The following is a 10,457-nucleotide window of genomic DNA, read 5'->3' as shown; positions in this document are numbered from 1 at the left end:
CGGCCAGCGGGCCTACCAGGGGCAGGTAGTCGGGGCTGGTGCAGCGGAACGCCGCGCGGCCTTCCAGGCGCTCCAGCGGCAGGTCGTCGGCGCCCAGGCGCTGCAACAGGTCGGGGGATATCTCCCGCAGCAGTTCGAGGTTGCCCTGGTGTTCGGCGAGGGTCGGCGCCAGGTCTTCGCTCTTGAAGTCGAAGCTGGCGCCGAGGGTGTGTTCGTCGCCACGCGGCGGTGCGACGTAGCCCTCGGCGCAGACCACGGTGCGCAGCGCCCGGCTTTGCGGGGTGGCCGGCAGGCGGGTGACCTGCCCGCGAATGCGCTTCAGCGGCAGCTCGGCGGCGGGCGGGAAGTCGCGGATGTCGGCGGCGGTGGCGAGGATCGCGAGTGGCGCGCGGGCCAGGCATTCGTCGCCGGCGTAGGCGCACCAGTCGTCGCCCTCGCGGCGCAAGCGTACAGCCCGGCCGCTCAGCAGGGTGATCCCGGGGGTGGCGGCCAGGGCCTGGCACAGCGCGGGCGGATGGACCCAGCCGGCTTCGGGATAGAACAGGCCGCCGGCGGGCAGGGCGACGCCGGCGAGGCGCTCGGCCTGCTCGCGGTCCAGGCCGTGCAGCAGGTCGGCGGGGAAGGCTGCGGCCAGTTGCGCCTGGCGTTGCGCTTCCTTGGCGTCGAAGGCCAGTTGCAGTACGCCGCAGGCGTCCCAGTCGTGGCCGCGCCGCAGGCGTTCGAGCAGCCGGCGGGTATGGCCGAAGCCGCTGAGCACCAGGCGCGACAGCGGCGTGCCGTGGGCCGAGAGTTTCAGGTAGAGCACGCCCTGGGGGTTGCCCGAGGCTTCCCGGGCGAGGCCGGGATGGCGTTCGATCAGGGTCACCTGCCAGCCGCGCGCGGCGAGGCTGGCGGCGCTGGCGCAGCCGGCCAGGCCGCCGCCGACCACCAGTGCCGCGCGGCGCCCGGCGTGGGGCGCGGGGCGTGCGTACCAGGGCTTGCCGGCGTTCGCCGGCGGCCCCTGGTAGGTGCCGCCGAGCATCTCGCGCTTCTGTCCGTAGCCCGGTACCCGTTGCATGGCGAAACCGGCCTCGATCAGCCCTCGGCGAACGAAACCGGCGCTGGTGAAAGTGCCCAGGGTCGCCTGCGGCGCCGACAGTCGCGCCAGTTCGGCGAACAGTACGGGCGACCACATGTCCGGGTTCTTCGCCGGGGCGAAGCCATCGAGGAACCAGGCGTCGACCCGCGCGTCGAGCTGCGGCAGGCACTCCAGGGCATCGCCCAGCAGCAGGGTCAGGCCGACCCTTCCGCCCGCGAACGCCAGGCGCTGGAAGCCCGGGTGCACGGCAAGGTACTGGTCCAGCAGGGCTTCGCTCCAGGGCGCCAGTTCCGGCCATAGCGCCAGGGCGCGGCGCAGGTCGGCGGCGGCGAGGGGGAATTTCTCCACGCTGACGAACTCCAGACGCGCGCCGGCCGGCGCAACCCGTTCGAACAATTGCCAGGCGCAGAGGAAGTTCAGTCCGGTGCCGAAGCCGGTCTCGCCGATGCACAGCACCTCGCCGTCGCCCAGCGCGGCGAAGCGCTCGGCCAGGCGGTTGGTGGCGAGGAACACATGGCGCGTCTCGTTGAGCCCGGAATGCCGGGAAAAATATACGTCGCCGAAGGCGCGGGATAGCGGCTGGCCGTTTTCGTCCCAGTCGAGCTGGGCATGCTGGAAGTCGGACATGGCAGAACCTGAAAAAGCGGATGGCGCATTTTACGGGGCTTTGCCGGCCAGCGGCGAGGCGCTGCGCGAACATGCCGCGGCGCCGCGCAGACAGCCGCACGCCGATCCGCTACCTTGAAGGACTCAGGTTAAGGGAGACCTCCATGTTCGAATCCGCGGAAGTTGGCCACAGCATCGACAAGGACACCTACGAGAAGGCCGTCATCGAGTTGCGCGAAGCGCTGCTCGAGGCGCAGTTCGAGCTCAAGCAGCAGGCGCGCTTCCCGGTGATCATCCTGATCAACGGCATCGAGGGCGCCGGCAAGGGCGAGACGGTCAAGCTCCTCAACGAGTGGATGGACCCGCGCCTGATCGAGGTGCAGAGCTTCCTCCGTCCCTCCGACGAGGAGCTGGAGCGGCCGCCGCAGTGGCGCTTCTGGCGGCGCCTGCCGCCCAAGGGGCGGACCGGTATCTTCTTCGGCAACTGGTACAGCCAGATGCTCTACGCGCGGGTCGAGGGGCATATCAAGGAGGCCAAGCTGGACCAGGCCATCGATGCCGCCGAACGCTTCGAGCGCATGCTCTGCGACGAAGGCGCGCTGCTCTTCAAGTTCTGGTTCCATCTCTCCAAGAAACAGTTGAAGGAGCGTCTCAAGGCGCTGGAGAAGGACCCGCAGCACAGCTGGAAGCTCAGTCCGCTGGACTGGAAGCAGAGCGAGGTCTACGACCGCTTCGTGCATTACGGCGAGCGCGTGCTGCGCCGTACCAGCCGGGACTACGCGCCCTGGTACGTGGTGGAAGGCGCGGACGAGCGCTACCGCGCCTTGACCGTCGGCCGCATCCTTCTCGAAGGGTTGCAGGCCGCGCTGGCCACCAAGGAGCGCGCCAAGCGCCAGCCGCACGCCGCACCGCTGGTGTCGAGCCTGGACAACCGTGGCCTGCTGGACTCCCTGGACCTGGGCCAGTACCTGGACAAGGACGCCTACAAGGAGCAGCTCGCCGCCGAGCAGGCGCGCCTGGCCGGGCTGATCCGCGACAAGCGCTTCCGCCAGCATTCGCTGGTCGCGGTGTTCGAGGGCAACGACGCGGCCGGCAAGGGCGGCGCCATCCGCCGTGTCACCGACGCGCTGGACCCGCGCCAGTACCATATCGTGCCGATCGCCGCGCCGACCGAAGAGGAGCGCGCGCAGCCCTATCTCTGGCGCTTCTGGCGGCACATCCCGGCGCGCCGCCAGTTCACCATCTTCGACCGTTCCTGGTACGGCCGCGTGCTGGTGGAACGCATCGAGGGCTTCTGCGCACCGGCCGACTGGCTGCGCGCCTATGGCGAGATCAACGACTTCGAGGAGCAGCTCAGCGAGTACGGGATCATCGTGGTGAAGTTCTGGCTGGCGATCGACAAGCAGACCCAGATGGAGCGCTTCAAGGAGCGCGAGAAAACCCCCTACAAGCGCTACAAGATCACCGAGGAAGACTGGCGCAACCGCGACAAGTGGGACCAGTACGTGGACGCGGTGGGCGACATGGTCGACCGTACCAGCACCGAGATCGCGCCCTGGACCCTGGTCGAAGCCAACGACAAGCGCTTCGCCCGGGTCAAGGTGCTGCGCACCATCAACGACGCCATCGAGGCGGCGTACAAGAAGGACAAGTGAGGCCTGCCGGAATGCGGCGCCGTCCTCTCCAGGGGATGGCGACGCATACGCCGGATGAATGATCGGTGCCTCGCGCGATTGCCTCGCCTTATCCTCGCTCGATCCGGCCGCTGCCCCGGCGGCCGCCCGACAATAACAGCGAGGGTTCCCCCATGCGTGAAGTGGTGATCGTCGACAGCGTCCGGACCGGCCTGGCCAAGTCCTTCCGCGGCAAGTTCAACCTGACCCGGCCGGACGACATGGCCGCCCACTGTGTCGACGCGCTGCTGGCGCGCAACGACCTCGACCCGCTGCTGGTGGATGACTGCATCGTCGGCGCCGGCTCCAACGAAGGCGCCCAGGGCCACAACATCGGGCGCAACGTGGCGGTGCTCTCCGGCCTCGGCATCCAGGTGCCGGGGATGACCCTCAACCGCTACTGTTCCTCCGGCCTGCAGGCGATCGCCATCGCCGCCAACCAGATCGCTTCCGGTTGCAGCGAGGTGATCGTCGCCGGCGGCGTCGAGTCGATCACCCTGACCCTGAAGAGCGTCAACACCGACCACCTGGTGAACCCGCTGCTGCAAAGGGAGGTGCCGGGCATCTACTACCCCATGGGGCAGACCGCCGAGATCGTCGCCCGTCGCTACGGCATCACCCGCGAGGCCCAGGATGCCTACGCCCTGCAGAGCCAGCAGCGGATGGCGCGAGCCCAGGCGGACGGGCTGTTCGCCGACGAGATCGTGCCGATGACCACCCGCTACGCGGTGGAGGACAAGGCCAGCGGCGAGAAGCAGGTGCTCGACGGAGTGGTCGACCGCGACGACTGCAACCGCCCGGACACCACCCTCGAAGGCCTGGCCTCGCTGAAGCCGGCGTTCGCCGAGGACGGTTCGGTCACCGCCGGCAACGCCTCGCAACTCTCCGACGGCGCCTCGATGACCCTGCTGATGAGCCTGGAGAAAGCGCTGGCGCTGGGCCTGGAGCCGAAGGCCTTCTTCCGTGGCTTCACCGTGGCCGGCTGCGAGCCGGACGAAATGGGCATCGGTCCGGTGTTCTCGGTGCCGAAGCTGCTCAAGGCGAAGGGGCTGAAGATCGCCGACGTCGATCTCTGGGAACTCAACGAAGCCTTCGCCTCGCAGTGCCTGTACTGCCGCGACCGGCTGGAGATCGACAACGAGAAGTACAACGTCAATGGCGGCTCCATCGCCATCGGCCACCCGTTCGGCATGACCGGCTCGCGCCAGGTCGGTCATCTGGTCCGCGAACTGCGCCGGCGCAACCTGCGCTACGGCGTGGTGACCATGTGCGTCGGCGGCGGCATGGGCGCCAGCGGGCTGTTCGAAGCCGTACGCTGAGCCCGTGCGCGACGGCGGGCCCCGCAGGCCGGGGTTCGCCTCATGGGTTTTATTTACATGACGCTCCGTGCCATCCCCGGCGACTCGCGCTAGGCTAGGCGCCTTTTTCCTTGCATAGGGATGTAGCGATGTCCACCGAGCCCAACTCGCCGTTCGTCGACGACCCGCTGAGCGCCGTCGATGCACGGATTCTCGGCAGCCTCGTCGAGAAGCAGGCGACCACTCCGGAAACCTATCCGCTGACCCTCAATGCCCTGGTCCTGGCCTGCAACCAGAAGACCAGCCGCGATCCGGTGATGAACCTCACGCCCGGCCAGGTCGGCCAGAGCCTGCGCCAGCTCGAGGGGCGCGGCCTGGTCAGGCTGGTGATGGGCAGCCGCGCCGACCGCTGGGAGCACACCCTGGGCAAGGGCCTGGAATTGGTGGCGCCACAGGTGGCGCTGCTCGGCCTGCTGTTCCTGCGTGGTCCGCAGACCCTCAACGAACTGCTCACCCGCAGCAACCGCCTGCACGATTTCGACGACGTCGAGCAGATCCGCCACCACCTGGAACGCCTCGCCGGCCGTGGCCTGGCCGTGCACCTGGAGCGTCGCGCCGGGCAGCGCGAGGAGCGCTACATGCACCTGCTCGGCAGCCAGGCCGACCTCGAGGCCGCCGTGGAGGCGATGGGCAGCGACCCGGAACGCGCCGCGCCGGCCGCTCTGTCGGCCGATGCGGAAGCGCGGATCGCCGAGCTGGAGACGCGCCTGGCGGCGCTGGAGGAGCGCCTGGCCAGGCTCGAAGGAGGGGCGTGATATCGCGGGTGGGCGCAATCGGTGACATGCAGGTTCCGGCGGATAACCGCGAGCGGTTGTTCGCCCTACGGCCCGCAGTGACTTTGTGGGCGGCGCTGCCTGTCGGGTAGGGCGAATAACGCCAGCGGCGTTATCCGCCGATGCGCCGCCCCGCAAGGCGAACGCCAACCCAAAAAAGCCCGGCTATTGCCGGGCTTTTTTCATGCGCGCGCGTCGGTGGCCGATCAGGCCTCCGGCTGTACCGGCACGTGGATCAGTTGCAGGCGCTCGCTGCTCCAGGCACGGGTGCTGTTGGTCAGCTCGATGTCGTTGTTCAGCTTGCGCCCGTAAGACGGCACGATTTCCTTCAGGCGTGCCTGCCACTCGGGGGTGGCGACCTTGTCCTTGAAGGCCTTCTCCAGCACCGACAGCATGATCGGTGCGGCGGTCGAGGCGCCCGGCGAGGCGCCGAGCAGGGCGGCGACGGAGCCGTCGGCGGCGGTCACCACTTCGGTGCCGAATTGCAGTACGCCGCCTTTCTCGGCGTCCTTCTTGATGATCTGCACGCGCTGGCCGGCCTGCACCAGCTTCCAGTCCTCGTCGCGGGCTTCCGGGAAGTACTCGCGCAGCGAGGCCATGCGGTCGTCCTGGCTGAGCATCAGCTGGCCGATCAGGTACTGGCTGAGATCGAAGTTGTCGATGCCGGCGTTGAACATCGGGCCGATGTTGCTGCTGGTCACCGAGCCCGGCAGGTCCCACAGCGAGCCGTTCTTCAGGAACTTGGTGGAGAAGGTGGCGAACGGACCGAACAGCAGAACCGGCTTGCCGTCGATCATGCGGGTGTCGAGGTGCGGCACCGACATCGGCGGCGAGCCCACCGAAGCCTTGCCGTAGACCTTGGCCAGATGGTGCTTGACCACGTCCGGGTTGGTGGTGGCGAGGAACGAACCGCCCACCGGGAAGCCGGCATAGCCTTCGGCCTCGGGGATACCGGACATCTGCAGCAGCTTCAGCGCGCCGCCACCGGCGCCGATGAAGACGAACCTGGCCTTGACGCTGGTTTCCTTGTCGCCGTTGGCCAGGTCGGCCATGGTCACGGTCCAGGTGTTGTCGTCGTTGCGCTTGAGGTCGCGGACCTCATGTTGCAGGCGCAGCTTGAAGGTGTCCTTGGCCGACAGCGAGCCCACCAGCTGGCGGGTGATCTCGCCGAAGTTGACGTCGGTGCCGATCGACATGCGCGTGGCGGCGATCTTCTGCCCCGGCTCGCGGCCTTCCATCACCAGCGGCACCCACTGCTTGATCTGCTCGGGGTCTTCCGAGTACTCCATGCCGCGGAACAGCGAGCTGTGCTGCAGGGCGGCGTGGCGCTTCTTGAGGAAGGCGACGTTGTCGTCGCCCCAGACGAAGCTCATGTGCGGGACGTTGTTGATGAACGACTTCGGATCGTTCAGCACCTTGCGGTCGACCTGGTAGGCCCAGAACTGCTTGGAGATCTCGAAGTTCTCGTTGATCGCCACCGCCTTGCTGATATCCATCGAGCCGTCCGCGGCCTCGCTGGTGTAGTTCAGTTCGCAGAACGCCGAGTGACCGGTGCCCGCGTTGTTCCAGCCGTTGGAGCTTTCCTCGGCGACCTTGTCCAGGCGCTCGACCATCTCGATGGTCCAGCCCGGTTCCAGTTCGTTCAGATAGGTACCCAGGGTGGCGCTCATGATGCCGCCACCGATCAGGAGCACGTCGACCGGTTTTTCCGATTCGACGCTGTTTTTGGAGCAACCCAGCACGCTGACGCACAAAAGCATCAATAAGATTTTTTTCATGAATTTACCGCTAGAAAACGTGGAGAAGCGTGGATACGCACGACGTGGCAGGTATTCACCGGGTGAATGATACTGGAACTCACCCCCGATGTGAGTGCGTTCACATGCGGTGACATTTGCCTCGGCGTTCCGCCGAGAATACTTGCCTTCCCTTTCTTGAACGTTTCAGCCGCCGGGAAATAAATTCCGCGCCTGTATCGTTTCAGTGGGAACCCGGCGCCTGGATTTCCGCCGATTGGCGCATCCTGCGGATATACGCGTCGATTTCCCGCTCCGCGTCGAAACGGGTGAAGTAGGGACCTTCCAGGGTCCCTTCGCGGGTGGAGAAGAAGTACTGGCCATTCACCGAACTTATGCGATCGCTGCGGAAGCGGGTGGCCGGGACGGGATCGGTGGAACGTTTCCCCAACATGGCGGCGACTCCTGGATGGCGGGCCAAGGTGATTTCAGTGTAGGCGGGGGTTGGCCGGGCGGCAGGCCGGCGGACGAAAGGAGACGGATTTCCAGGCGAAGGGTTGGGTATTCTATTTTTGGTTATAAGAAAATCTTAATTTATTCTTTTTAACGTCGAACGGCCTTGGGCATAGTGGGTTCCAACACGAACAAGGAGTGACCCCATGAGCCTCAGACTCGGCGACATCGCCCCCGATTTCGAACAGGATTCCAGCGAAGGGCGCATCCGCCTCCACGAATGGCTGGGCGACAGCTGGGGCGTGCTGTTCTCCCACCCGGCCGACTTCACCCCGGTGTGCACCACCGAGCTGGGCTTCACCGCCAAGCTCAAGGACCAGTTCGCCCAGCGCGGGGTCAAGGTCCTGGCGCTGTCGGTGGACCCGGTGGACTCGCACCTGAAGTGGATCGACGATATCAACGAGACCCAGGACACCCGGGTCAACTTCCCGATCATCGCCGACGCCGATCGCAAGGTCTCCGAACTCTACGACCTGATCCACCCGAACGCCAACGACACGCTGACCGTGCGTTCGCTGTTCATCATCGACCCGAACAAGAAGGTGCGCCTGATCATCACCTACCCGGCGAGCACCGGGCGCAACTTCAACGAGATCCTCCGGGTGATCGATTCGCTGCAACTGACCGACGAGCACAAGGTCGCCACGCCGGCCAACTGGGAGGACGGCGACGAGGTAGTGATCGTGCCTTCGCTGAAGGACGAGGAAGAGATCAAGCGGCGTTTCCCCAAAGGCTACCGCGCGGTGAAGCCCTACCTGCGCCTGACGCCCCAGCCCAACCGCTGAGGCCGGATTCGTCCCGCCTGCATGGGCAGGCACGGCAGGCGGGACTTTTTATTCGACGGTGCGTGCCGTCATGCAACGCTGTTTAGCCACGAGCAGGGTTTTTGGCCGGTTTCGACCGGCCCTCTTTTTTATGTGCGCCAGCGCGTCGCCGCGACGCTTTCTATCCGCCATCCGTTTCCGAAACCGGCTCTGACTTGCCCGCCAGACGGGGAGAAGGCTCGCTCATCCACCTCCTTCCAGGAGCAGACGCATGATCGCCGCTCTCCGTCGCTGCCGGGCCTGGCTGGCCCTGCTCGCCGTTCTTGCCGTGTTTCCCGCGGCCGAAGCCGCCGACGCCCCCGCTGAAATCCGTCTCGACTATGCCTACTACGCCCCCACCAGCCTGGCGCTCAGGAAGTTCGGCTGGCTGGAGAAAAGCCTGGACGGCAGCGGAACCCGGGTGCGCTGGGTGTTCAGCCAGGGCAGCAACCGTTCCCTGGAGTACCTCAACGCCGGCAGCGTCGATTTCGCCTCGACCGCCGGCCTCGCCGCGGTACTCGCGCGGGCCAACGGCAGCCCGGTACGTACCGTATACGTCGCCAGCCGCCCGGAGTGGACCGCGCTGCTGGTGCGCAAGGATTCGCCGATCCGCAGCCTCGCCGAGCTCAAGGGGCGCAAGGTGGCTGCCACCAAGGGCACCGATCCCTACCTGTTCCTGCTCCGCAGCCTGCACAGCGTGGGCCTGGACAAGAACGACCTGCGTATCGTCCACCTGCAGCATCCCGACGGCCGGGTAGCCCTGGAGAAGGGCCAGGTCGACGCCTGGGCCGGGCTCGATCCGCACATGGCGGCCAGCGAGTTGCAGGCCGGCTCGCGGCTGCTCTACCGCAACCTCGGCTTCAACAGCTACGGCGTGCTCAACGTCCGCGAGGATTTCGCGGAACGCCATCCGCAACTGATCCGCCAGGTGCTGGCGGCCTACGAGCAGGCGCGCCACTGGGTGATCGGGCACCCCGACGAGGCCGCGCAACTGCTTGCCGAGGAAGCCGGCCTGCCGCTGGAAGTGGCTCGCCTGCAACTGTCGCGCACCGATTTCAGCCAGCCGCTGCCGGGCGCCGAACAGGTCGCCGCGCTCAAGGCCGCGGCGCCGATCCTGGCGGACGAGCGCCTGGTGCGGCCGGGCGTGGACGTGCAGAAGGTGGTCGACGAACTGATCGCGCCGCAGTGGGCTGCCGAGGTCATCGGCGGTGCCCCGTTGGCGCGCACGGAGCCCTGAGCCATGGTCAGCCAGAGCCTGCGACTGGCCCGGCGAGTCTCGCGCCGGGCGTGGCGACTGCGCGTGCCGGGCGCCTGGCGGGCCTGGGCCTTGCCGCTGCTGGCACTATCGTCGTGGGAGGCGCTGGTGCGCCTGGGCTGGCTGCCGGCCTACCAGATGCCGGCGCCGAGCGGCATCCTGCTGACCCTGGTGGAACTGGCTCGCGGCGAGCTGTGGGGGCATGTCGGCGCGAGCCTGGCGCGGGTCGCCGCCGGCTTCGCGATCGGCAGCGGCCTGGCCCTGGCGGTCGGAACCTGGGTCGGCCTCAGTCGTCGCGCCGAAGCCTACCTCGAGCCGAGCTTCCAGGCCCTGCGGGCGATCCCCAGCCTGGCCTGGGTGCCCTTGCTGCTGCTCTGGTTCGGCATCGACGAGACGCCGAAGATCGTCCTCATCGCCCTCGGCGCCTTCTTCCCGGTCTACCTCGCGCTGGTCGCCGGGGTACGCGGGGTTGATCGCAAGTGGGTGGAACTGGGGCGGCTCTACCGTTTGTCGCGCTTCGCCCTGGTCCGCCGCATCCTCCTTCCGGCGGCGCTGCCGAATCTGTTCACCGGCCTGCGCGGGGCGCTCAGCCTGAGCTGGATGTTCCTCGTCGCGGCGGAGCTGATCGCCGCCACCCAGGGCCTCGGCTACCTGCTCAGCGA

General features: G+C 67.3%; 10 protein-coding genes. 7 read left to right on the top strand and 3 right to left on the bottom strand.

Annotation, left to right across the window (positions count from 1 at the left end; genetic code table 11):
* Positions 1 to 1,705, bottom strand: a 1,705-nt coding sequence (mnmC, locus tag FFS27_RS21185; protein WP_137952190.1) for a bifunctional tRNA (5-methylaminomethyl-2-thiouridine)(34)-methyltransferase MnmD/FAD-dependent 5-carboxymethylaminomethyl-2-thiouridine(34) oxidoreductase MnmC, incomplete at its 3' end; no start/stop codon positions are given.
* Here mnmC and FFS27_RS21180 point away from each other — a divergent pair.
* The 4 genes from FFS27_RS21180 (at position 1,704) to FFS27_RS21165 (ending at position 5,470) form a co-directional block, all read left to right on the top strand.
* Positions 1,704 to 1,823 (top strand): hypothetical protein, encoded by a 120-nt coding sequence (locus FFS27_RS21180; RefSeq protein WP_003091936.1) that lies wholly within the window; start codon positions 1,704 to 1,706, stop codon positions 1,821 to 1,823. The two genes, mnmC and FFS27_RS21180, sit on opposite strands and share 2 nt — an antisense overlap.
* 25 nt (positions 1,824 to 1,848) lie before the next feature.
* Positions 1,849 to 3,339: a polyphosphate:AMP phosphotransferase gene (gene pap / locus FFS27_RS21175; RefSeq protein ID WP_003091935.1), complete on the top strand. Its 1,491-nt coding sequence runs from the start codon at positions 1,849 to 1,851 to the stop codon at positions 3,337 to 3,339.
* Between the two features lie 152 nt (positions 3,340 to 3,491).
* Entirely contained in the window at positions 3,492 to 4,676 is a 1,185-nt protein-coding gene (locus FFS27_RS21170; protein ID WP_003102299.1) for a thiolase family protein, read from the top strand.
* 128 nt (positions 4,677 to 4,804) lie between these two features.
* The gene (locus tag FFS27_RS21165; protein WP_003091932.1) at positions 4,805 to 5,470 is read left to right on the top strand and encodes a YceH family protein; all 666 of its coding nucleotides are present in this window, start codon (positions 4,805 to 4,807) and stop codon (positions 5,468 to 5,470) included.
* Positions 5,471 to 5,694: 224 nt separating this feature from the next.
* Here FFS27_RS21165 and FFS27_RS21160 read toward each other — a convergent pair whose 3' ends face one another.
* The gene (locus FFS27_RS21160) at positions 5,695 to 7,266 is read right to left on the bottom strand and encodes a malate:quinone oxidoreductase (protein ID WP_023100884.1); all 1,572 of its coding nucleotides are present in this window, start codon (positions 7,264 to 7,266) and stop codon (positions 5,695 to 5,697) included.
* 202 nt (positions 7,267 to 7,468) lie between these two features.
* Positions 7,469 to 7,678 carry a DUF6316 family protein gene (locus FFS27_RS21155; protein WP_003091929.1) on the bottom strand — a complete coding sequence of 70 codons (210 nt, stop codon included), beginning with the start codon at positions 7,676 to 7,678 and terminating at the stop codon, positions 7,469 to 7,471.
* A gap of 205 nt (positions 7,679 to 7,883) precedes the next feature.
* Between FFS27_RS21155 and FFS27_RS21150 the strand changes: the two genes are divergently transcribed.
* The 3 genes from FFS27_RS21150 to FFS27_RS21140 form a co-directional block, all read left to right on the top strand.
* Complete coding sequence (locus FFS27_RS21150) at positions 7,884 to 8,522, top strand: peroxiredoxin (RefSeq protein WP_003091927.1); 639 nt, start codon at positions 7,884 to 7,886, stop codon at positions 8,520 to 8,522.
* A 250-nt stretch (positions 8,523 to 8,772) separates the two neighbouring features.
* Positions 8,773 to 9,777 (top strand): aliphatic sulfonate ABC transporter substrate-binding protein, encoded by a 1,005-nt coding sequence (locus FFS27_RS21145; RefSeq protein WP_023100885.1) that lies wholly within the window; start codon positions 8,773 to 8,775, stop codon positions 9,775 to 9,777.
* Positions 9,778 to 9,780: 3 nt separating this feature from the next.
* A partial coding sequence (locus FFS27_RS21140) for an ABC transporter permease (RefSeq protein ID WP_137952189.1) occupies positions 9,781 to 10,457 on the top strand: 677 nt, incomplete at its 3' end.

It is taken from the genome of Pseudomonas sp. 2VD (assembly GCF_005503585.1).
Taxonomy (GTDB): Bacteria; Pseudomonadota; Gammaproteobacteria; order Pseudomonadales; family Pseudomonadaceae; genus Pseudomonas; species Pseudomonas aeruginosa.
The sequence above is the reverse complement of the archived record's forward strand: the minus strand, read 5'-3'. Positions and strand labels throughout refer to the sequence as shown.

Coding starts and splice junctions, on each gene's coding strand:
- FFS27_RS21155 (WP_003091929.1), bottom strand. CDS start 7,678: ATGTTGGGGAAACGTTCCACCGATCCCGTCCCGGCCACCCGCTTCCGC.
- FFS27_RS21150 (WP_003091927.1), top strand. CDS start 7,884: ATGAGCCTCAGACTCGGCGACATCGCCCCCGATTTCGAACAGGATTCC.
- FFS27_RS21170 (WP_003102299.1), top strand. CDS start 3,492: ATGCGTGAAGTGGTGATCGTCGACAGCGTCCGGACCGGCCTGGCCAAG.
- FFS27_RS21165 (WP_003091932.1), top strand. CDS start 4,805: ATGTCCACCGAGCCCAACTCGCCGTTCGTCGACGACCCGCTGAGCGCC.
- FFS27_RS21145 (WP_023100885.1), top strand. CDS start 8,773: ATGATCGCCGCTCTCCGTCGCTGCCGGGCCTGGCTGGCCCTGCTCGCC.
- FFS27_RS21160 (WP_023100884.1), bottom strand. CDS start 7,266: ATGAAAAAAATCTTATTGATGCTTTTGTGCGTCAGCGTGCTGGGTTGC.
- pap (WP_003091935.1), top strand. CDS start 1,849: ATGTTCGAATCCGCGGAAGTTGGCCACAGCATCGACAAGGACACCTAC.
- FFS27_RS21180 (WP_003091936.1), top strand. CDS start 1,704: ATGGCAGAACCTGAAAAAGCGGATGGCGCATTTTACGGGGCTTTGCCG.